Annotated in this window: 21 protein-coding genes; 7 read left to right on the top strand and 14 right to left on the bottom strand. The window is 68.3% G+C overall.

Features of this window, described 5'->3' with window-relative positions; genetic code table 11:
- Nucleotides 1–277 precede the first annotated feature (277 nt).
- Nucleotides 278–772 carry a D-glycero-beta-D-manno-heptose 1-phosphate adenylyltransferase gene (gene rfaE2 / locus AC1DS6_RS40900; RefSeq protein WP_441637202.1) on the top strand — a complete coding sequence of 165 codons (495 nt, stop codon included), beginning with the start codon at nt 278–280 and terminating at the stop codon, nt 770–772.
- A 15-nt stretch (nt 773–787) separates the two neighbouring features.
- Here the strand turns inward: rfaE2 and AC1DS6_RS40895 are convergent, their stop codons facing one another.
- Genes AC1DS6_RS40895 through AC1DS6_RS40885 form a run of 3 tightly spaced genes read right to left on the bottom strand, consistent with a single transcriptional unit; the run spans nt 788 to nt 3,249 of the window.
- Entirely contained in the window at nt 788–1,483 is a 696-nt protein-coding gene (locus AC1DS6_RS40895) for an SPOR domain-containing protein (RefSeq protein WP_441637204.1), read from the bottom strand.
- A 51-nt stretch (nt 1,484–1,534) separates the two neighbouring features.
- A complete protein-coding gene (locus AC1DS6_RS40890) occupies nt 1,535–2,386 on the bottom strand; it encodes a type III pantothenate kinase (RefSeq protein WP_441637206.1) in 852 nt (283 codons plus the stop codon).
- Nucleotides 2,383–3,249: a biotin--[acetyl-CoA-carboxylase] ligase gene (locus AC1DS6_RS40885; RefSeq protein WP_441637208.1), complete on the bottom strand. Its 867-nt coding sequence runs from the start codon at nt 3,247–3,249 to the stop codon at nt 2,383–2,385. The genes AC1DS6_RS40890 and AC1DS6_RS40885 overlap by 4 nt, the downstream gene beginning before the upstream one ends.
- 231 nt (nt 3,250–3,480) lie before the next feature.
- Here AC1DS6_RS40885 and AC1DS6_RS40880 point away from each other — a divergent pair, with 231 nt between their 5' ends.
- The 5 genes from AC1DS6_RS40880 to AC1DS6_RS40860 all read left to right on the top strand — a co-directional run bounded on the left by AC1DS6_RS40880 (nt 3,481) and on the right by AC1DS6_RS40860 (nt 8,408).
- Nucleotides 3,481–4,602, top strand: a complete 1,122-nt coding sequence (locus tag AC1DS6_RS40880; protein WP_441637215.1) for an MlaE family ABC transporter permease — start codon at nt 3,481–3,483, stop codon at nt 4,600–4,602.
- On the top strand, nt 4,599–5,474 hold the full coding sequence (locus tag AC1DS6_RS40875; protein ID WP_441637210.1) for an ABC transporter ATP-binding protein: 876 nt from the start codon (nt 4,599–4,601) through the stop codon (nt 5,472–5,474). The genes AC1DS6_RS40880 and AC1DS6_RS40875 overlap by 4 nt, the downstream gene beginning before the upstream one ends.
- Nucleotides 5,471–6,412: an MlaD family protein gene (locus tag AC1DS6_RS40870; RefSeq protein WP_441637211.1), complete on the top strand. Its 942-nt coding sequence runs from the start codon at nt 5,471–5,473 to the stop codon at nt 6,410–6,412. The genes AC1DS6_RS40875 and AC1DS6_RS40870 overlap by 4 nt, the downstream gene beginning before the upstream one ends.
- A 119-nt stretch (nt 6,413–6,531) precedes the next feature.
- A complete protein-coding gene (locus AC1DS6_RS40865; protein ID WP_441637217.1) occupies nt 6,532–7,170 on the top strand; it encodes an ABC-type transport auxiliary lipoprotein family protein in 639 nt (212 codons plus the stop codon).
- Nucleotides 7,171–7,181: 11 nt separating this feature from the next.
- Nucleotides 7,182–8,408, top strand: a complete 1,227-nt coding sequence (locus tag AC1DS6_RS40860; protein ID WP_477104650.1) for a VanZ family protein — start codon at nt 7,182–7,184, stop codon at nt 8,406–8,408.
- A gap of 24 nt (nt 8,409–8,432) precedes the next feature.
- Here the strand turns inward: AC1DS6_RS40860 and pcp are convergent, their stop codons facing one another.
- The 9 genes from pcp to AC1DS6_RS40815 form a co-directional block, all read right to left on the bottom strand.
- Entirely contained in the window at nt 8,433–9,107 is a 675-nt protein-coding gene (gene pcp / locus AC1DS6_RS40855) for a pyroglutamyl-peptidase I (protein WP_441636907.1), read from the bottom strand.
- 70 nt (nt 9,108–9,177) lie between these two features.
- Complete coding sequence (locus AC1DS6_RS40850) at nt 9,178–10,128, bottom strand: DUF979 domain-containing protein (protein ID WP_441636906.1); 951 nt, start codon at nt 10,126–10,128, stop codon at nt 9,178–9,180.
- 3 nt (nt 10,129–10,131) lie between these two features.
- A complete protein-coding gene (locus tag AC1DS6_RS40845; RefSeq protein WP_441636904.1) occupies nt 10,132–10,869 on the bottom strand; it encodes a DUF969 domain-containing protein in 738 nt (245 codons plus the stop codon).
- 131 nt (nt 10,870–11,000) lie between these two features.
- Complete coding sequence (pxpA, locus tag AC1DS6_RS40840; protein WP_035865170.1) at nt 11,001–11,741, bottom strand: 5-oxoprolinase subunit PxpA; 741 nt, start codon at nt 11,739–11,741, stop codon at nt 11,001–11,003.
- 66 nt (nt 11,742–11,807) lie between these two features.
- Nucleotides 11,808–12,836 (bottom strand): 5-oxoprolinase subunit C family protein, encoded by a 1,029-nt coding sequence (locus tag AC1DS6_RS40835; protein ID WP_441636902.1) that lies wholly within the window; start codon nt 12,834–12,836, stop codon nt 11,808–11,810.
- Nucleotides 12,837–12,891: 55 nt separating this feature from the next.
- Nucleotides 12,892–13,542, bottom strand: a complete 651-nt coding sequence (pxpB, locus tag AC1DS6_RS40830; protein ID WP_441636900.1) for a 5-oxoprolinase subunit PxpB — start codon at nt 13,540–13,542, stop codon at nt 12,892–12,894.
- Nucleotides 13,543–14,035: 493 nt separating this feature from the next.
- Nucleotides 14,036–15,031: a lipoyl synthase gene (lipA, locus tag AC1DS6_RS40825; protein ID WP_006161271.1), complete on the bottom strand. Its 996-nt coding sequence runs from the start codon at nt 15,029–15,031 to the stop codon at nt 14,036–14,038.
- A gap of 43 nt (nt 15,032–15,074) precedes the next feature.
- Nucleotides 15,075–15,806: a lipoyl(octanoyl) transferase LipB gene (gene lipB, locus AC1DS6_RS40820; RefSeq protein WP_441636898.1), complete on the bottom strand. Its 732-nt coding sequence runs from the start codon at nt 15,804–15,806 to the stop codon at nt 15,075–15,077.
- A gap of 156 nt (nt 15,807–15,962) precedes the next feature.
- The gene (locus AC1DS6_RS40815; protein WP_441636896.1) at nt 15,963–16,322 is read right to left on the bottom strand and encodes a DUF2917 domain-containing protein; all 360 of its coding nucleotides are present in this window, start codon (nt 16,320–16,322) and stop codon (nt 15,963–15,965) included.
- A 220-nt stretch (nt 16,323–16,542) separates the two neighbouring features.
- Between AC1DS6_RS40815 and AC1DS6_RS40810 the strand changes: the two genes are divergently transcribed.
- Nucleotides 16,543–17,502 (top strand): transcriptional regulator GcvA, encoded by a 960-nt coding sequence (locus AC1DS6_RS40810; protein WP_441636894.1) that lies wholly within the window; start codon nt 16,543–16,545, stop codon nt 17,500–17,502.
- Here AC1DS6_RS40810 and AC1DS6_RS40805 read toward each other — a convergent pair.
- Both AC1DS6_RS40805 and AC1DS6_RS40800 read right to left on the bottom strand, forming a co-directional pair.
- The gene (locus tag AC1DS6_RS40805; protein WP_441636893.1) at nt 17,499–18,701 is read right to left on the bottom strand and encodes a tyrosine recombinase XerC; all 1,203 of its coding nucleotides are present in this window, start codon (nt 18,699–18,701) and stop codon (nt 17,499–17,501) included. The two genes, AC1DS6_RS40810 and AC1DS6_RS40805, sit on opposite strands and share 4 nt — an antisense overlap.
- 40 nt (nt 18,702–18,741) lie before the next feature.
- Nucleotides 18,742–19,410 (bottom strand): DUF484 family protein, encoded by a 669-nt coding sequence (locus AC1DS6_RS40800; RefSeq protein ID WP_477104649.1) that lies wholly within the window; start codon nt 19,408–19,410, stop codon nt 18,742–18,744.
- Nucleotides 19,411–19,713 lie beyond the last annotated feature (303 nt).

Raw genomic sequence — 19,713 nt, 5'->3', positions numbered from 1 at the left:
GTGTACCAGGCCGTATGGGGCGTCCTCGTCGGCAGGTGAAAAGAGCGGAAAAGAGGGGGCCATGTTTGAGCATCGCCTTAAGGCGATGTGAGTTTGGCCCCCGGCCGCTCTTTTCGCCTGCCGACGAGGAGGGGGTCGCCCCATCCGGCACGCCTTTTTTGCCTACTTTTTTGGCAAGACAAAAAAGTAGGTCGCCGCCCCGCAGGGGTGGTGAAACTGCCTTTGACTTTAAGCCTTTGACGTTAAGCTTTTGACTTACCCAAAACCAGCCACCACCATGTCCACCCCAGCCTTCGAATCCAAGCTAGTCACCACCAACACCCCCAACGACCTGACCGAAAAGCTAGCCGCCCTCCCACGCCCGCTCGTCTTCACCAACGGCGTCTTCGACATCCTCCACCGCGGCCACGCCACCTACCTCGCGCAAGCCAAAGCCTTCGGCGCGAGCCTGGTTGTGGGCGTCAACAGCGACGCCTCCGTCCGCATGCTCGGCAAAGGCGACGACCGCCCCCTCAATCACGAGTCGGACCGCATGGCGCTGGTCGCCGCGCTGGCATCCGTGGACCTGGTGGTGATGTTCCGCGAGAAAACGCCGGTCGAGCTGATCCGGCTGGTGCGCCCGGACATCTACGTCAAGGGCGGCGACTACGATATCGATACGCTGGAAGAAACGCGGCTGGTGCGCAGCTGGGGCGGGCAAGCCCATGCCATCGCCTTCCTGCACGACCGTTCCACTACCAAGCTGCTGTCCAAGGTTCGCCAGGTGCAGTAATCCGCCAGCGGCGCATCAGGCGCAGCTGAGCATGTCCTGCACGCCGTAGCGCCGGCGCATCTCGTCAAGCCGCGTACGCAGCGCCGCGTCGGCATTGCGCACGCGCAGCCACTGGCGCGTGAGCGGATGCGGCGTGTCGCTCAGCACCGCGGTACGCACGCCGTGCTCGCGCAGGTTGTCCAGGAAATGCTCGGCATGCTCGCGCTCCTGGAACAGGCCCAGCGACACCGTATAGGTTTCGGGCGTCCCCGCGCTGACCACCGACACATCGGTGATGTTGCGCCGGCGCAACTCACCGAGCTTGCGCTGCAGGTTCTCGCGCGTGGACTGCGGCGGCAGGTGAACCCACCAGCGCGCTTGCTCCTGCCGCTCGAACTGCTCCACCCGCCAGGCGCCGGCCGGTGCGCCTGCCAGTTCATCGGCCACGCGCCGCACCAGGTCGCCGTTGAAGCCACCGATCTCCACGCAGGCCATGGTGGACGCGGCGGCATGCGCGGCAGGCTGAAGCGCCGGCGCGGATGCCGGGCTTGCCCGGTCCTCCCGCGCCATCTGGCGGAATCGTTCCGCGCGGGTCTGCTGGGCGGCGCGTCCGGGTTCGCGCGCGCTTTCCATCCAGCCAGCCAGGGGCTGTGGGCCGAAAGCGCCCAGCACGGCCGCCAGCAGCAGCGCATTGACCAGGACCAGCAGGATTAACAGGCTTCGTTGGAGCATGGGGGCGATGCAGGGGAAACGAGAGGCTTGGAGAACAATGGCCGGCGCAGATCAGTCCAGGGCATCGGCCCGGCTCCGCGAGGCCATCACATGCAGGCCGAGCAGCACGAGATTATCGTGCATCTCGAACGGCATCGAGAGGGCGTTCGCCAGCATATGGCGGGCGCCGCCGGACAGCAGGCAGCGTACCGGACCGCGCTCGCCGAGGGCACGCCAGGTGCGCTCCACCGCACCGGCCTGCGCCGCCAGGCAGCCGGCGGCAATGGCGTCCCGGGTGTTGTCGGCCCAGGGTGCGGCCAGCCCGGTGTCGCCGACGCCCAGGGCTGGCAATTGCGCGGTGTTCTGCGCCAGCGCGCCCAGCATCAGGTCCAGGCCGGGCAGGATCAGCCCGCCCTCGAAACGGTCCTGCGCGCTCACCACGTCGAGCGTGGTGGCGGTGCCGGCGGTGACGATCAGCAGCGCACCCTCCGGCCGGTAGCACCGCGCGCCGATGCTGCCGATCCAGCGGTCGACGCCGAGCTGGGCGGGATCGCGGTAGCCGTTGACCAGGCCGCCGAAGCGCGGGCCCGAGCGTACCCAGTTCACACCGGCGCCGGGGCCGAACACGGTGTCCAGCGTGGCTTGCAGGCTGGCGGCGATGGCCGGGCCGGCTACGTTGCTGACCCACACCTGCGGCCGGGCGCCGGCGGGACCGGCCGTCCGCAGCGACGCCCATTGCGCCACCAGCGTGGACAGTGCGTCGTGTGCCACGGCGCCGCCGTGCTGCCACGGCGTGGGCAGCGGCGCCTCGTGCAACACAGCGCCGGACCAGGCGTCTTCGCACCAGGCCCATTTCAGGCGGGTGTTGCCGATATCGATCAGCAGTTGCGGCACGCGCGGCATGCCGGCGGTGGAAAAGCTCATGCGCCCGCTCCCGGGCCTTCGTCCGCCGGGCGTAGCGAGACTTCGCCGCTGGCGATGCGCTCCAGGCCCATCGGCGTTTCAAGCAACAAGTGGCCGTCGCCGTCCACGCCGCGCGCCAGGCCTTCGGCCTGCACGCGGCCGTCGTGCAGCAGGCGCACCGGCTGGTCGCGATACGCGTCGCGGGCCGACCAGCGGGCCGCCATCGGCGCGAATCCCCGCGCCAGGAAATCGTCGCGCATCGTCGCCAGCCGGTTCAGCACGGCGGCCAGCAAGGCGGTGGGATCGCAATCCGGCAGGTATTCGGTCACGCCGGCCAGGCTGCGCCCGAGCGCGGCCTCCATCTGCGCATCGCGTACCAGGTTCAGGCCGATGCCGATCACCGCCCAGACGCGCTGCGGCCCTGCCGGCACCGACTCAATCAGGATGCCGGCCAGCTTGCGGCCGTCGATCTGCAGGTCGTTGGGCCATTTCAGGCCCACGGCGGCGCCGAGCCGCGCATCGCAGTCGGCCAGCGCCTCGGCCAGCGCCAGCCCCACCGCCAGGCTCAGCCCGCTGAGTTGCGACGGCGCCAGCGGCAATGGCATCGCCACCGAGAAGGTCAGCCCGGCCTGGCCCTGCCAGGGACGGCCCTGGCGGCCGCGGCCCGCGGTCTGGCGGTAGGCCAGGCGCAGCGCGCCGGCCTCGGTCCACGGCGCGCTGCGGCAGGCCTGCGTCAGGTCGGCATTGGTCGAGCCGGTCTCGTCGACGACGTCGAGGGTCCAGCCGCTGGCGGCACCCGTGAGCGCGGCGCGCAGGCGGTCGGAGTCGATGCGCCAGGCCGGGGCTGGCGGGGCGGACGGCGGCAAGGATGGGTCTGCGGACATGCGAATCGGCGTTGGACGGCACAAAGGGCACGAAGGGCGCAAAGGGCACAACGTGCGCAAGAAGTACGAGAGGTACGGCTTGCGTCGGTGGAACAGGCCGCGCAGCCGGGACCGCGCGGGGAATCCAGCCCGCATTGTAGCCGCGCGAATCCGCCGCCGAGGCGGTCCGGGCGCCCGCTGACCCTGCGGGTGGCATAGAATCGGGACTTGCCCATCACTTCCACCCATCCTTTGGAAAGCCTTACCACGCCAGCCATCGAAGTGACGCGCGCGGACGGAGCGGCGACGGTGCGATTGCGCGGCGACTGGACCGCGCTGGCGCTCTCGGACTGCCACCACGCGCGCGGCCTGCGCCATGACTTGCATGCGATTGCCACGGATTCGCACTGGTCGCTGGCCGGCCTCGGCCGGCTCGACCACATCGGCGCGCAACTGATGTGGCAGGCCTGGGGCGGCAAGCTGCCCGAGCGCCTTGAGGCCAGCGAGGCCCAGCGGCGGGTGTTCGCGCGCATCGCCGGCCTGCGCCGCGAAAACTGGAAGAAACATATCGTGGACCGGTTCAACCCGGTGACACTGTTCGGCGCCTCGATCCTGTCGATGTTCTCGCAACTCGGCAACGGCGTGACCATGCTGGGCCAGCTGGCCTTCGACCTGCTGCGCCTGGCGCGCGCGCCGCATCGCGGCCCCTGGCGCGAGATCTCGGCCAACATCTACAACGTCGGCTATAAAGCGCTCGGCATTACCGCGCTGGTGGGCTTCCTCATCGGCATCGTGCTGTCGTACCTGTCCGCCAACCAGTTGCGCACCTTCGGCGCCAGCATCTTCATCGTCAACATCCTGGGCATGGCGGTGATCCGCGAACTGGGGCCGGTGCTGGCGGCCATCCTGATCGCCGGCCGCTCGGGCTCGGCCATCACCGCGCAGATCGGCGTGATGCGCGTCACCGAGGAGCTCGACGCCATGCGCGTGATGGGCATCTCGCACGGCTTCCGGCTGATCATGCCGCGTGTGATCGCGCTGGCCATCGCCATGCCGCTGCTGGTGGCGTGGACCGACGTGCTGGCGCTGGCCGGCGGCATGCTGGCGGCCAAATTCCAGCTCGATATCAGCGTGGCCTTCTTCCTGCGCGCGCTGCCCGATGCGGTGCCGGTGGCCAACCTGTGGATGGGGCTGGGCAAGGGCGTGGTGTTCGGCATCCTGATCGCGATCACCGCCTGCCATTTCGGCTTGCGCATCCAGCCCAATACGCGCAGCCTGGGCGAAGGCACCACCGCCTCGGTGGTGACCTCGATCACGGTGGTGATCATTGCCGATGCGATCTTCGCCATCCTGTTCAAGGACATCGGACTATGACAACCGCCACCGCTTCCACGACGCCACAAGCGGCCCGCCCGGCCTCCATGCCCGGCACGGCGCAAGAATCCGGGCGCACTACCGTCATCGAAGTGCGCGACCTCGTCAAGCGCTTTGGCGAGGCGGTCGTGCACGACCACCTGAACCTCGATGTCTATCGTGGCGAAGTGCTGTCCATCGTCGGCGGCTCGGGCAGCGGCAAGACCGTGCTGCTGCGCCAGATCGTCGGGCTGGACCGGCCCACCTCAGGCACCATCCGCGTGTTCGGCGAGGACCTGATGCGGCTCGATGCCGCGCGCCTGCAAGCCCTGCGCAACCGCTGGGGCCTGCAGTTCCAGCGCGGCGCGCTGTTTTCCGCGCTGTCGGTGATCGACAATATCGCGCTGCCGCTGCGCGAACTTCGCACCCTGCCCGACGATCTCATCTGCCAGGCTTCGCTGCTCAAGCTGCAGTTGGTGGGGCTGTCCGCCCGCGACGCGGACAAGATGCCGTCCGACCTGTCCGGCGGCATGATCAAGCGCGTGGCGCTGGCCCGCGCGCTGGCCCTGGAGCCCGAACTGGTGTTCCTGGACGAGCCCACCGCCGGGCTGGATCCGATGGCCTCCGACGACTACGTGGCGCTGATCTGCGAACTGCGCCGCGAACTGGGCCTGACCGTGGTGATGGTGACCCACGACCTCGACACCCTGGTGGCGCTGTCCGACCGCGTCGCCGTGCTGGCGGACCGCAAGGTGCTGGCAGCGCTGCCGATACCCGAACTGGTGCATATCGACCACCCGTTCATCCGCGAGTATTTCCTGGGCGAGCGCGGGCAACGCGCCATGCAGGCCCTGGCGGTGACACCGGCGGGCCCGCAATCTGGAGAAGCATGATGGAAAACAAGTCAAACGCCTTCCTCGCGGGCGTTTTTACGATCGGCCTCGCCATCCTGGTGCTGTTCTCGATCTTCTGGTTCAGCAGCGACCACGCGGTGCGCGTGCCCTACGACCTGATCACCCGCTCCACCGTCAACGGGCTGGGGCCGCAGGCCGACGTCAAGTACCGCGGGCTGGACGTGGGCAAGGTGGTGTCGATCCGCTTCGATCCCGCCGTGCCGGGCCAGATCATCGTGCGCATCAGCGTCAACCAGGACACCCCGATCACCCGCACCACCTATGCCACGCTCGGCTTCCAGGGCGTGACCGGGATCGGCTATGTGCAGCTCGACGACACCACCGCGCAGGAGGGCGGCACGCCATCGCCCCATCTGGCCACCTCCTCCAAGTCGGTGGCGCGCATCACCATGCGGGCCGGCTTCTTCGAAGAGCTGGAAAAGCGCGGCGACAGCTTGCTGACACAGCTCGAAACGATCATGGGCTCGCTCAACGACATGTTCCAGGCCGACAACCGGCGCGAACTGATGGGCGCGATCCGCTCGGTGCGCAAGACCGCCGACGACTACTCTCAGCTGGCCAACTCGCTCGCGCCGGCGGTGCGCCAACTGCCGCAGGTGACCGAAAACCTGAACGCCACGCTGGCCTCGACGCGGCGCCTGACCCAGGAACTGGCCAGCCCGAACGGCACCGTGCTGCGCACCATTGACCGCGTCGGGCACGACCTGCAGGGCGCCGCCGATTCGATCCAGTCGGCCGCCGGTGGCGTCAGCCAGGATACGCTGCCGCAGATCAACGGGCTCGCGCGCGATGCGCGCCAGACCATGCGCAGCATCGACCGCGCCGCCAGCCAGTTCAACGACAGCCCGCGCAGCGTGCTGTTCGGCGGCCCGGCCACCATGCCGGGCCCCGGCGAGCCTGGCTTCCAGGCGCCGTGAGCGGAACAGGTACCGTGATCCCGCGCCCCCAAGCAATCGCCGCGCGCCTGGTCCGCCAGGTGCGCACGGCAAACCCTTCGAGCAATCCGAGCCCCACGGGCAAACCGAGGCAATCCATGATGCGCACCGCCCATCTCCGGCCAGATCGTTCCGGCACCTCCGGCGTTTGCGGCCTGCCGCGCCGGCTTGCCGCCGGCATCGCGCTGGCCGGCCTGCTGCTGGGCGGCTGCGCCCTCACGCCCTCCACGTCCACCATCACCTACGACCTGGGCCCGCCGGCCGGGGCGGCGCCCGGCGCCACGCCCCTGCCCAGGATGCGCGTGGCGCAAACCGACGGCCCCACCTGGATGGACGGCAACTCACTCTTCTATCGCCTGCACTACGCCCAGGCCGAGCGCCTGCAGCCCTATGCCACCCAGCGCTGGGTGATGTCGCCGGTGCGCCTGTTCGACGACCGCCTGCGTGAAGCGGTGGCCTCGCGCGGGGCGCTGACCTGGTTCGGCGATACCGCCACGCCGGCGCTGAAGATCGACATGCTGGAGTTCGAGCAGGTCTTCGACAGCGCCAGCGCCAGCCGCGGCGTGATCCGGGTGCGTGCCAGCGTGTTCCGCAACGGGCTGCGCGGGCAGAAGACCTTCGTGGTGGCGCAGCCCGCGCCCACGGCCGATGGCGCCGGCGGCGTCAAGGCGCTCGCCACGGGCACCGACGCCGCCATCGCGGCGATCCTCGACTGGGTGGCCACGCTACCGCTGCAATAACCCGGTCCCGCATGGCATCGGCACCCGCTCCGCTCACTCCCTTGCCGCCCACGCCCCGCCATTCGCCGCTGGCGCGGGTGGGGCTGCTGTGCTTCACCCTTCTGGTGATCTACGGCAGCCTCTTTCCGTTCACGGGCTGGACCGACAACGGCATCTCACCGCTGGCCTTCCTCACCGCGCCCAAGCCGCGCTACCTGACCGAGTTCGATCTCATCACCAATGTGCTCGGCTATTGCCCCTTCGGCGCGCTGTTGGTGCTGTCCCTGCACCCGCGCGTGTCCGGCGCGCGCGCGACGCTGCTGGCGCTGGTGGCGGGCGCGCTGCTCTCAGGCTGCATGGAAGCGCTGCAAACCTGGCTGCCCAACCGCATCTCGTCCAATATCGACCTGATCACCAATGCGCTGGGCGCCCTGCTGGGCGGCGCCGTGGTGGCGCCCTTCTCGGCCGCGCTGATCGACCGCGGCTCGCTGCGCCAGTTGCGCATGGCCTGGTTCGAGCCACATGCCAGCTTCGCCATCATCCTGCTGCTGCTGTGGCCGTTCGCGCAGATCTTCCCGCAGGAGCACCTGTTCGGCATGGGCGCGATCGTGCGCGAGTGGCTGACCGACCCCGACTCCTGGCCCGTGCAGTGGCTGCAAGGCATGTTCCCGACGCTGCCCGACCTGATCGAAAGCGTAGGCCTGCTGCGGCCCGACGACGTGCAGGGACAGCAGTTGCTGGAATCGCTGGTGACCGCGTGCGGATGGGTCGGCACCGGGCTGTTCGCCTCGGCGGCGATGCGGCGCAATGCCCCGATGCTGCGCATTCTGGCCGGCTTGCTGGCCTGCACGCTGCTGCTCAAGGCGGCCGTGGCGGAACTGCAGTTCCCGGACGACAACGCCTTCAACTGGCTGTCCGAAGGCGGCCGTTTCGCCCTGCTGACGGGCTCGCTGGTGCTGGTATTGCTATTGCGGCTGCCGCGCTGGCTGCGCGGCGCGCTGGCGCTGGCCGCGCTGATGTTGCTGGTGCTGCTGTCCAACCTGCTGCCCGCCAATCCCTATTCCTGGATCTCGGAGCAGGGCTGGCGCCTGGGCCGCTTCATCCACTTCAACAGCCTGGCGCAGTGGCTGGCCTGGATGTGGCCGTTCCTGGCGCTGTTCTACCTGATCTGGCGCTTCGAGCAATTCCAGCTGGACCGCCGCAGCTTGCGGCGCGCACGCCGCAAGCTGCGGCGGCAGGCGGCGGCGAAAAAGGGATAGGCCACCGCCCGGGGCCTGACCGCTTCAGTGCGTCTGGCCGCCCTGCTCGCGGATATCGTCCTGCGTCGACAGCGCGGTAGCCACCGCGCAGCGGATGCCGTCGATCATCGTGGCCAGCGCCAGGCTGGGCTGGCCCGGATGCCGCGCGGCCTGCTCCGGCAGATAAGGAATATGGATGAAGCCGCCACGCACGCCCGCCGGCACGCTTTGCGTCGCCAGCAAGTGCATCAGCCCGTAAAACACGTGATTGCAGACGAAGGTGCCGGCGGTCTGCGAAACCGAGGCCGGCACGCCAGCCGTGCGCATCCGGCGCACGATGGCCTTGATTGGCAGGCTGGAAAAATACGCCGCGGGGCCATCCTCCGCGATGCGGCTATCGACGGGCTGCGCGCCGGCGTTGTCGGCGATGCGCGCATCGTCGACATTGATCGCCACGCGCTCCACCGACATTTCCGGGCGCCCGCCCGCCTGCCCCACCGCGATCACCAGCACGGGCTGCAGCGCATCGAGCAGGTCCGCCATGACGTCGTTGGCGGCGCCAAATACGCAAGGCAACTGGCGCGCGACGATCAAGGCCGCATCGGCGCCATCGGGCGTGCCGCCGATGCGCTCGCCGTCGAGCGCGCGAACGGCCTCCCAGGACGGATTGATAGGTTCGCTTTCGAACGGCTCGAAACCGGTCAGCAGCACGGTACGCATGGCGGGGACTCCCGGCCCGAAGTCCGGTTGCCCGGGCCCCTGGCCAAACTTTCGCGGCTGGACCGCGTTCTTACATCAGGAAATACAGCAGCGCGATATTGGCCACCAGGATCATCAGCGCGGTCGGCACCTGCGCCCGGATCACGGCGTTCTTGTCGTCCAGCTCCAGCAGCGCGGCAGGCACGATGTTGAAGTTGGCCGCCATCGGCGTCATCAGCGTGCCGCAGTAACCGGAGAACATGCCGATAGCCGCCATCACCGCCGGGTTGCCGTGGAACATGTTCACCAGGATGGGCACGCCGATGCCGCCGGTCATCACCGGGAAAGCGGCGAAGCCATTGCCCATGATCACGGTGAACAGCGCCATGCCCACGCAGTACACCACCACGGCCACCAGTTTGTAGTCCATGTTGATGTAAGCCGTGGTCAGGTACGCCACCGCCTTGCCCACACCGGCATCGGCAAACACCAGGCCAAGCATGGCCAGCATCTGCGGCAGCACCAGCGCCCAGCCGAGCGACTCGGTCAGGCGGCGCGACTCGCGCACGCCCTGCACCACAGTATCGCGGGTGAGCCAGCAGGCCGCGGCCAGCGCGACCAGGCAGCCGACGCCCAGCGAGACGAAGGTCACGTTCTTGGGGTCCAGCAGCGGCAGGCCGGCGATCTTCACGTCCTTGAACAGCACGGTGCCGATCACCGTCACCAGCGGAATCAGCAGGGCCGGGATGAACAGCTTGTTGCCAAGGCGCTTGGCCGAGGCGCGGCGCTCTTCTTCCGGCAGCGTGCCGTGCTTGCCGTGGCCAACCCCGCCAAAGCCCGCGATCAGCGCCATCACCACGGCGCCAACGCCGACGACGGCCGGCGGCAGCTTGTCACCGATCAGGAACACCAGCGCATACAGCGCCCAGAACAAACCCGTGCTGAGCCGGCGCGGATGGTCGCGGTCCGCGAAAATCATCAGCGAGGTGATGGCCAGGACCAGGCCGGCGAGCCAGTAGAGGTACTCGATGGAAATGATCATGGCTTACTCCCCGCTCTTGGCCGTAGCCGCCGTACCTGCGGCGGCCGCAGCCTTGCCGCCCACTTCGCGTTCCAGCCACATATCCAGGCGCTTGAGGCGCACGGCATGGATCAGGAAGGCGCAGACCGCGGTCGGGATGCCCCACACGGCGATATGCAGCGGCTCCACATCGATGTTCGACGACAGCAGGAAGGTGTGCATCAGCGCGATCGCGCCGAAGGCCACGAAGATGTCCTCGCCGAAGAACAGGCCGACGTTGTCGGTAGCCGCGCAGAAGGCCAGCACGCGCTGGCGGACCGGCTCGGGCAGCTTGCCGAAACGGGTCTCGGCCGCGCCTTCGGCCATCGGGGCCAGCAGCGGACGCACCATCTGCGGGTGGCCGCCGAGGCTGGTCAGGCCCACCGCCGCGGTGAGCTCGCGCACGCCGAGGTAGACGATCAGCAGGCGCCCGACCGTGGCCGAGGCGATGCGCGAGATCCAGGCTTGCGCGTGCTCGCGCAGCCCGTGCCGCTCGAGCAGGCCGATCACCGCCAGCGGCAACAGGATGATGAGCGGCAGGTTGCGCGTCTTGACGAAGGCGGTGCCGATCGCCGTGAAGATCTGCATGACCGGCATAGGCGCCGCCAGCCCGGTGGCGATGGCGGCAAGCGCCACCACCATCATGGGATTGAAGCGCAGCACGAAGCCGAGGATGATGATGCCGACCCCAACTAAGGGCCAGAGGTTGACTGCCTGTTCCATGAGAGACACCAATAGAGTGTGATGGAGGCGAGTGCCACGCGTCGCGTCATGCTGCTCGACATCGCGCGGGTCACAGTGAATACCGGAAGCCTGGGGGCGCGTCCGTTGCGTTTACCGTGTGGTGTGCCCCTTCAGCCTCCGGCGCGGATTGCGATGCCTTCGGCGCCGAGCCGTTCGCGGATGCGGCGCGCAAAGGCAAGCGCGTGTGCGCCGTCGCCGTGCAGACACACGGTTTCGGCGCGAATCGGTACATAGCTGCCGTCGATGGCGCGCACGCGCTGCTCGCGCACCATCTGCAGGGTCTGGCCAAGCGCCACGTCTTCGTCTTCGTGCAGCGCGCCGGGCGTCCCGCGCTTGACCAGCGAGCCATCCGGGTTGTAGCCGCGGTCGGCAAAGACTTCTTCCTTCACCTTGAGGCCGGCTTCGCGCGCCACCTTCACCATGACACTGCCGGCCAGGCCGAAGAAGACCAGGTCGGAATCGAAGTCGCGCACCGCGCGCACGATGGCGTCGGCCAGCCTGGGATCCCTGGCGGCCTGGTTGTAGAGCGCGCCGTGCGCCTTGACGTGGGCCAGTTGCCCGCCCTGCGAGCGCACCAGCGCGGCCAGCGCGCCGATCTGGTAGAGCGTGTTCGCGTACACCACTTCGGGATCGAGCTGCATCTCGGTGCGGCCAAAGTTCTCGCGGTCCGGATAGCTCGGATGCGCGCCGATGGCGACGCCCTGCTCCAGCGCCCACTTCACGGTCTGCAGCATGGTGGCGGCGTCGCCGGCGTGCCAGCCGCAGGCGACGTTGGCCGAGCTGATCAGTCCCAGCAGTTCGCGGTCGTTGCCGCAGCCTTCGCCGAGGTCGGCGTTCAGGTCGATATGCATTGCGATACTCCTCACCGGTCTTGCGGCTTGTCCTGAGGTTTGGGGGTTGCTGTCATCCGGCGGCGCTCAGGCCACGGCCGCGGCCGCGTGGCTGCGCGTGCGCCGCCGCGAGGCGATCACCATGCCGTCTCCCTGCCATTGCAGTGCCTGGTCCAGTTGCTGCAGGTAGCGATCCAGCTCGGCCTGCGCCGCAGCGGCCTCTTCCAGCGTGACGCGCACGAAGCGCACCGGCGCGCCCAGCGGCACCTGCGCCAGCCGCCACAGGTCGGCGCCGATCACCACGCCGATCTTGGGATAGCCGCCGGTGGTCTGCGCGTCGGCCATCAGCACGATGGGCTGGCCGGCCGGCGGCACCTGCACTACGCCCGGCAGCACGCCGTGCGAGAGCAGGTCGGCGGCACGCTCAGGCTGGCGGGCCAGCGCCGGGCCTTGCAGGCGCAAGCCCATGCGATTGCTGTTGGGCGTGACGATCCAGTCGGACTGCCACAGCGCCTCATGCGCGGCGGCGTCGAAGTCCTCGTATTCGATGCCAGGCAGCATGCGGATCGGCGTGGCGTTGCCGAGCTTCGTCACCGGCAGCGCCCAGGCCGGAGCCTGCACGCCCAGCCAGTCGCTGTCCTCGGCCACGCCGGGCCGGCCGGCATCGAAGCGGTCGCCTTCATGCAGCGCCCGGCCACCCAGGCCGCCAAAGCCGGCCTTGAGATCGGTGCTGCGCGAGTCCATCACCGGCGCCACGGCGATGCCGCCCGCCACGCACAAATAGGTACGGGTGCCACCCTGCGCCGCCGACAGCGTCAGCGTTTCGCCGCGGCGCACGTCGAAGGCATGCCACGACCACACCGGCACGCCGTCCAGGTTGGCCCGGCACTCGGCGCCGGTCAGCGCGACGCGCATGTCGGCGTGGAAGCGCACGGCGGCGCGGCCCAGCGTGAATTCGATGGCGGCATCGCCCGCCGGATTGCCGAGCAGGCGGTTGCCGATGGTGAGCGCGACCGTATCGAGCGCGCCCGCGGTGCCCACGCCGAAGCGGCGAAAGCCGGGGCGGCCGAGGTCCTGGACCGAGGCGAGCGCGCCAGGGCGAATGATCTCGATCATGCGCGGACCCTCCGCACAGTCGCAGCAGCGGGTGCAACGGGTGATGGCATACGGTTCATGGCAGCAGCGCCTCGACGACAAAGCGCACCGTGTCGCCCGGTGCGAACAAGGAAGGCGGATCGCGGTCGGCGACGAAGAGTTCGCTGGTTGTGTGTCCGATCAGTTGCCATCCGCCGGGAGCGGCGGCCGGATAGATGCCGGTCTGCTCGCCGCCGATGCCGACCGAGCCGGCCGGCACCGACAGCCGCGGCTCGCGCCGCCGAGGCGTGGCCAGCGCCGGGTCCATGCCGCCCATATAGGCGAAGCCGGGCTGGAAACCGAGGAAGTAAACGACGTACTCGCCCTCGCTGTGGCGGCGCACCACTTCCTGCGCCGTGAGGCCGGTATGCGCGGCCACCTCGGCCAGGTCGGGGCCGAATTCGCCGCCGTAGCGCACCGGGATCTCGACCAGCCTGCCTGTCGCCGCGCGCGCCTCGCCCGACGCCCAGGCCAGCTTCAGGTTGCGTTCCAGCGCTTCGGGATCGGCATCGCGGTCAAACACCACGGTGAGGTTGTTCATGCCGGGCACCGCGTCGACCACGCCGCGCCACTCGGCCGCGCGCTGGGCCATGGCCCAGATACGTCGCTGTACATCAAGCGAGGCCGGCGGCGGCACGCTGCACAGCAGCGCGCGCTCGGCCAGGCGGTGAACGGAACATCGGGTCATGGGAAGCACCGGCAGGGGGACCTGTCTTGCAGTGTAGGCGCGCGCACCGGACTTGGTCAGGGACGACGCCGGCTGCAATCCGGTCCGTGAGCAGAATCTTTTTTCATCGACAATTTGTCGATAAATTCATGATAACCAAACAATAAGATGCTGGGGCTAGGTGTAGACCCTAGGATTTCCCACGCAAAGTGTTGTGCGTGACGGGCCCTGCGCCCTGTCCTGGTGCGGCCGGCCGATGCGGCGAATGCCTTCGGTGCGGGAGCGCTCGCGAGGGCTCCCGCCATGCGCCGGTCCGGTGCGATCGCGCGGCGCGCGGCCCCGCCCGCGCCGACGGGTGCGATGGAAGAAATTTCAGGGAAAGAGGTCACGCCGTCGCGTGCATGCAACGCCAGCTGCGGCGGCAGCCGCTGCCGCAGGCGAAAAAAACCGGCCGGGTGGATACCGGCCGGTTTTTTTGCAATGAACCAAGGCGCCCGGAGGCGCGCAGGCAGGCTCAGGCGAAGCCGGCCTTATGCGCCTGCTCGTCCGCATGATAGGAGCTGCGCACCATGGCGCCCACGGCGGCATGGGTGAAGCCCATCTTGTATGCCTCGGCCTCGAACATCTTGAAGGTGTCCGGATGCACGTAGCGCATCACCGGCAGGTGGTGGCCCGACGGCGCCAGGTACTGGCCGATAGTCAGCATGTCGATGTCGTGGGCGCGCATGTCGCGCATGACTTCGAGGATTTCCTCGTCGGTCTCGCCCAGACCCACCATCAGGCCGGACTTGGTGGCCACGGTGGGGTTGCGGCGCTTGAATTCCTGCAGCAGCTTGAGCGAGTGCGCGTAGTCGGCGCCCGGGCGCGCCTGCTTGTACAGGCGGGGCACGGTTTCCATATTGTGGTTCATCACGTCCGGCGGGCCGGATTGCAGGATGTCCAGCGCCTTGTCCAGGCGGCCGCGGAAATCCGGCACCAGCACTTCGATGCGGGTGACCGGCGACAGCTCGCGGGTCAGCGTGATGCAATCGACAAAGTGCTGGGCACCGCCGTCGCGCAGGTCGTCGCGGTCGACGCTGGTGATCACCACGTAATTGAGCTTGAGCTGGGCAATGGTGCGTGCCAGGTTGCCCGGCTCGCTGGCGTCCAGCGGATCGGGACGGCCGTGGCCGACGTCGCAGAACGGGCAGCGGCGCGTGCACTTGTCGCCCATGATCATGAAGGTCGCGGTGCCCTTGCCGAAGCATTCGCCGATGTTGGGGCAGCTCGCTTCCTCACATACCGTCACCAGGTTGTTGGCGCGCAGGATGTCCTTGATCTCGTAGAAGCGCGAGCTGCCGGTGGCCGCCTTGACGCGGATCCACTCAGGCTTCTTGAGCTTCTCGGCCGGCACGATCTTGATAGGGATGCGGGCGGTCTTGTCGGCCGACTTCTGCTTGCGGGTCGGGTCGTACTGCTCCGCCTGGGGTTGCGGGGCTTCGCTGGAAGTGGCGATCAGGGCGTCGCTCATAGTGTTCTCCGCACGCGCGGTGCGTGCATATTCGGCTGGATGACTAAGTGGCCAGGGCCGCGGCGGTGTTCCGGTCGGCTGCCAGGGCGCGCTCATGCGCCGCTGCCAGCACTTCGCACAACGCCGCCGCAAGGCGCCGCGCGATATCGGCTTGTTGTGCCGCGGTCACGGGCAGGCGGGACGCGCCAGCCGCATCGGCCACCGGGAAGGTGGCGCCCGCCGTTGCCATGTCGACCGTTTCCAGGCCGGCATAGCCGCAGGGGTTGATGCGCAGGAAGGGCGCGAGGTCCATCTGCACGTTGAGGCTGACGCCGTGATAGCTGCAGCCGTTGCGGATCTTGAGGCCGAGCGCGGCGATCTTGGCGCCCTGGTGCGGACCTTCGCAAAGGTAGATACCAGGCGCGCCGGGCTTGCGTTCGGCTGCGAGATTATACGCCGCGAGCGTGTCCAGCACGGCTTGCTCGATCGCATGGACGAGCTCGCGAACCATGAGGCGGCGCCGGCGCAGATCGAGCAGAAGATAGGCTACGACCTGTCCCGGACCGTGGTAAGTGACTTGTCCTCCACGATCGATCCGCACCACGGGGATCGCCTCGTCCGGGGCCAGCAGGTGCGCGGGATCTCCCGCCTGGCCGAGGGTGTAGACCGGAGGATGCTCGACCAGCCAGATCTGGTCGGGGGTATCGGCGGTGCGTGCGGCGGTAAAGGCACGCATCGCGTCGAAACAGGGCTCGTACTCTTGCCGGCCCTGCTCAATGACTTGTATCGATTGCATCCCGGCAGTTTAACGAAAAGGGGCGGATCTCACAGGATGCCGCCCCTCTCTTGCTCTGTCCGTCTCGTGCTCTTTCACTCCGCGATGGTCCTGCCAGGGTCAGGGTCATCGCGCGAATGCACCAGCCGCAGATGGCCGCGCACGCGGCCGTCTTCGTCAGGAGGCCGTGATCTGGTCCTGGTTAGGCGTCCATTCGGTACCTCGAACCAAACGCCGCGCCATGCGTGCCACCAGGTGCGACAGGTTGACGGCCGGCCGGCGGGCCTCGGCGATCAGGGCCAGGCGTACCGGCTCGGCGGCGCGCGGATCCACGCTGACCGTGATTTCGTCGCCGCTGGCGAGCAGCAGGCTACCGCCGCAACGCAGCCAGTAATCTTCCGAATCGCCTTCGCGGGTCAGCCAGACATCGGTCCCCGTGGCCTCATCCACGCGCAGGCGCTGTTCGGCGTGGATGGAAAGCGAGGTAACTTCGCCCGGGCTCAGGGTGAACAGGGTCGTTGTGAGCAATGTTTTCATGTTGGGCATCCTTCACTGACATCGTCGACACCCTCGCCCGCTTGCCCGGAATGGGCAGCCACCAGTCGCGCCAGCCCTTGTCAGGCTATGCTTTGTACTTGACTGGCACCGGTGCGGGCAGCGCGCCGATGCATTGCATTCTAGTGATTGCCGCGGCCCTTCCAAAACGATATATTTTCCTTGTTCTTGTTAGAGAAACTCACATAAGACGAGGTCAGTGATGGCGCTGAAGGGAGCATGGGAGAGAGATTTGCCACGTGGCTGGCATCGCGAGTTGCCGCGCCTGCCGCCGCTGACCGCGCTGCGCGCCTTCGAGGCGGCTGCCCGCCACGAGAGTTTTTCGCGCGCGGCCACCGAGTTGTTCGTCACCCACGGCGCGGTCAGCCACCAGATCCGCGCGCTGGAGGAGGAACTGGGCCAGGCCCTGTTCGAGCGCAATGGCAAGCGTGTCAGCCTGACGCCCGGCGGCCGGGCCTACGCGGGACGCGTGCGCGAAGCCCTGCTGGAAATCGCCGATGCCACGCGCGCGCTGCAGGCCGGCAACCGCGACAAGCGCCTCACCATCAGCACCATGCCCTCCTTCGCCGCGCGCTGGCTCACGCCGCGCATCGGCAGCTTTATCGAACAGCATCCCGAGCTTGACGTGGAGTTGCTGTCGTCCAACACCCTGGTGGATTTCGCGCGCGAGGAAGTCGATATCGCGCTGCGCATGGGCAGCGGCGACTATCCCGGCCTGTATGTGGAGAAGCTGCTGGACGACGTGTTCTTCCCGGTCTGCAGCCCGGCCTTCAACGGCGGCAAGCTGCCGGCACGGCCGCAGGACATGAAAGGCATGTCGCTGCTGCGCGGCGAGGGCGACCCCTGGAAACCGTGGTTCGAAGCCGCCGGACTGGACTGGCCGGAGCCGCGCAAGGGCCTGCTGCTGGAAGACTCCTCGCTGCTGCTGCAGGCGGCGGCAGCCGGCCAGGGCATTGCGCTGATCCGTTCCTCGCTGGCCTATAACGACCTGCTGTCCGGGCGCGTGGTCCGGCTCTTCGACGTCAGCATTACCTGCCCATGGCTGCTTTACTTCGTCTGCTCGACCAGCATGCTGGAGGCGCCCAAGGTAAAAGCCTTCCGCGCCTGGCTGCTGCCGGAGATGGAAGCGTTCCGCGGCATCCTGGCCCAGTGGGAGGGTTAGTCGTCTTCTTTGGCAGCCGGGGTGGCCGGGGGGTTGGACTCGCCCGCCGCTGGCCCGGGGGCCTTCGGGGCGGCAGCCGGCGCCGGTGCCGAGTGCGCCCTGCCAGCGCGCGGGTGCGCCTTGTCGTAAACCTTGGCCAGGTGCTGGAAATCCAGCGCGGTATAGATCTGGGTGGTGGCCACGCTGGCATGGCCAAGCATTTCCTGCACCGCGCGCAGGTCGCCGGAGGATTGCAGCACATGGGTGGCAAAGGAATGCCGCAACATGTGCGGATGCACGTCCGCGGGCACGCCTGCCCGGATCGCCTGCTGCTTGATGCGCAGTTGCACGGTGCGCACCGGCAGGCGCCTTCCCCGCACGCTGAGGAACAGCGCATGCGCGTCCTCCGGCGCCGCGCCGGTGCGCGACATCTCCGCGCGCACCGCCAGCCACGCGCGCAGGGCTTCCATCGCCTTGCTGCCGACGGGAACGGTGCGGCGGCGCGAGCCCTTGCCGATCACCGTGACTTCGGCGCCGTCCATATCGATCCAGCCGGCGGAGCGGTATTCCCCGTCCTCGGTGTAGCGATGGTCCAGTTGCACCAGTTCCGACACGCGCAGGCCGCTGGAATAGAACAGCTCGTAGACGGCCTGGTCGCGCCGGCCCTCGTTGTGCTCGCCCGCGCTGTGCGAGACCAGCGCCACCGCATGCTCCACCGACAAGGCCTTGGGCAGCCGGTGCCCGGACTTGGGCGCGCGCACGCCGTCGACCGGATTGGCCTCCACCCCAAGGCCATGGCGCGCGGCCCACAGGTAGAAACCGCGCCAGGCCGACAGCGTGCGGGCGATACTGGTGCCGGCCAGGCCGCCGCCATGCAGGCGCGCGGCAAAGCCGCGGATATGGTGGGTCTGCAGCGATAACAGCGCGCAGCCCGGTGCATGGCGCTCGGCATGCGCCTGCAGGACCGACAGGTCGCGGGCGTAGTTGGTCAGGGTGTGGGCAGCCAGCTTGCGGCTGCTGGACAGCCATTCCAGGTAGCGCAGGACCACCGGGGCGGGCACTGGCTTGCCGAGGGGTTCCGCCGGGGCGTCCTGGCGTGACCTGGACCTGGCGGCATCCGATGGCGTCTTGCCTGCGGCGGCCTTCCCGGCCGCCGGCGCCGCTGCCTTGCGCGGCCGCGCGGCCGCGCCACCTGATCTGGGCGGACGGGATGCCGTCATTGCCCGGCCACGGCGATGGGATTGCGGTGCATCGCCCGGTTTAGTCACGCAGCCGGTTCAGCGCGGCGCCGGCCACTTCGCCGATCTGCGCCAGGTAGGCAGTGCCCATGCCCTCGTGGAAGCGCCGCGGCTCGGGCGAACCCAGCACCAGCAGCCCGAAGGCCGCGCCAAGCGTGCCGGCTTCACGCGCGGGCACGCGCAGCGTCACCATGGCCAGCGAGGCGATATCGTCGCGCTCCAGCCAGGCCGCCGCCTCGAAGCCGCTGTTGGCGCCGCAATACGGCGCGCGCAGGCCTTCGGCGAACAGGCGGACGTCATCGCTCGCGCCCTGGGTCACTTCCATATGCGCGTAGCTCTCGGCCACGTTCCAGAGCTTGAGGGCCACACCCGGTACTTCGAACACCTGCTGCAGGCCGTCCTGCACCGCATAGGGCAGCGCGTGCGAGTCCACTTCTGCCAGCAGGCGCAGTTGCCAGGCGTGCATGCGCTGCTGGGTGCGGTCGTTGTCGTGGCCGTGACGGACGAGGTCCGCGAGCTTCAGTTCCAGGCCTTTGTTCTTCTCACGCAGGATTTCCATCTGGCGCTCTTGCAGCGAGACTGCGCGGTGGCTGTGCGGGCTGGTGAGTTGCACCGTGGCCAGCAGCTCGGCGTGATCTTCGAAGAACTGGGGGTTGGTTTGCAGGTAGGAGGCAACTTCTTGGGGGTTCATTGGCTTCAACCGGGATGTTTGGGGGGCAGTGTAGCAAATGGTTAGGGGGTGGATTTGGGGAGGGGGGGGTGTTGGCCTTTTTGGGGTGAGGGCTTGGGCTTGCTGGCTCCTTTGCGGTTTCTTTTTGCGGCGTTGGTTATTTAACCCAAAGGAATACGACATCCCCCTGCGGGGGACGCCGGTCACTCTTCTTTGCCTCGGCAAAGAAGACTAACGAGAAGAAAGCCGACCCTGCCGGGGGCAGAGCAATCGCGGGTGCGCAGGGTGCTGGTTTCGTCGTATGGGCAGCGGTTCTGCTGGTAT

It is taken from the genome of Cupriavidus sp. 05L310, from assembly GCF_056398185.1.
This window is presented reverse-complemented; position numbering and strand designations above follow the sequence as displayed.

Excerpts from the sequence above, each read along its gene's own strand:
- AC1DS6_RS40885 (WP_441637208.1), bottom strand. The coding sequence starts at position 3,249 with ATGTCCGCAGACCCATCCTTGCCGCCGTCCGCCCCGCCAGCCCCGGCC.
- AC1DS6_RS40800 (WP_477104649.1), bottom strand. The coding sequence starts at position 19,410 with ATGAACCCCCAAGAAGTTGCCTCCTACCTGCAAACCAACCCCCAGTTC.
- AC1DS6_RS40895 (WP_441637204.1), bottom strand. The coding sequence starts at position 1,483 with ATGCTCCAACGAAGCCTGTTAATCCTGCTGGTCCTGGTCAATGCGCTG.
- lipA (WP_006161271.1), bottom strand. The coding sequence starts at position 15,031 with ATGAGCGACGCCCTGATCGCCACTTCCAGCGAAGCCCCGCAACCCCAG.
- AC1DS6_RS40890 (WP_441637206.1), bottom strand. The coding sequence starts at position 2,386 with ATGAGCTTTTCCACCGCCGGCATGCCGCGCGTGCCGCAACTGCTGATC.
- AC1DS6_RS40850 (WP_441636906.1), bottom strand. The coding sequence starts at position 10,128 with ATGATCATTTCCATCGAGTACCTCTACTGGCTCGCCGGCCTGGTCCTG.
- AC1DS6_RS40870 (WP_441637211.1), top strand. The coding sequence starts at position 5,471 with ATGATGGAAAACAAGTCAAACGCCTTCCTCGCGGGCGTTTTTACGATC.
- lipB (WP_441636898.1), bottom strand. The coding sequence starts at position 15,806 with ATGCAATCGATACAAGTCATTGAGCAGGGCCGGCAAGAGTACGAGCCC.
- pcp (WP_441636907.1), bottom strand. The coding sequence starts at position 9,107 with ATGCGTACCGTGCTGCTGACCGGTTTCGAGCCGTTCGAAAGCGAACCT.
- AC1DS6_RS40860 (WP_477104650.1), top strand. The coding sequence starts at position 7,182 with ATGGCATCGGCACCCGCTCCGCTCACTCCCTTGCCGCCCACGCCCCGC.
- AC1DS6_RS40810 (WP_441636894.1), top strand. The coding sequence starts at position 16,543 with ATGGCGCTGAAGGGAGCATGGGAGAGAGATTTGCCACGTGGCTGGCAT.
- AC1DS6_RS40835 (WP_441636902.1), bottom strand. The coding sequence starts at position 12,836 with ATGATCGAGATCATTCGCCCTGGCGCGCTCGCCTCGGTCCAGGACCTC.
- AC1DS6_RS40815 (WP_441636896.1), bottom strand. The coding sequence starts at position 16,322 with ATGAAAACATTGCTCACAACGACCCTGTTCACCCTGAGCCCGGGCGAA.
- AC1DS6_RS40845 (WP_441636904.1), bottom strand. The coding sequence starts at position 10,869 with ATGGAACAGGCAGTCAACCTCTGGCCCTTAGTTGGGGTCGGCATCATC.
- AC1DS6_RS40865 (WP_441637217.1), top strand. The coding sequence starts at position 6,532 with ATGCGCACCGCCCATCTCCGGCCAGATCGTTCCGGCACCTCCGGCGTT.
- pxpB (WP_441636900.1), bottom strand. The coding sequence starts at position 13,542 with ATGACCCGATGTTCCGTTCACCGCCTGGCCGAGCGCGCGCTGCTGTGC.
- pxpA (WP_035865170.1), bottom strand. The coding sequence starts at position 11,741 with ATGCATATCGACCTGAACGCCGACCTCGGCGAAGGCTGCGGCAACGAC.
- AC1DS6_RS40875 (WP_441637210.1), top strand. The coding sequence starts at position 4,599 with ATGACAACCGCCACCGCTTCCACGACGCCACAAGCGGCCCGCCCGGCC.
- AC1DS6_RS40805 (WP_441636893.1), bottom strand. The coding sequence starts at position 18,701 with ATGACGGCATCCCGTCCGCCCAGATCAGGTGGCGCGGCCGCGCGGCCG.
- rfaE2 (WP_441637202.1), top strand. The coding sequence starts at position 278 with ATGTCCACCCCAGCCTTCGAATCCAAGCTAGTCACCACCAACACCCCC.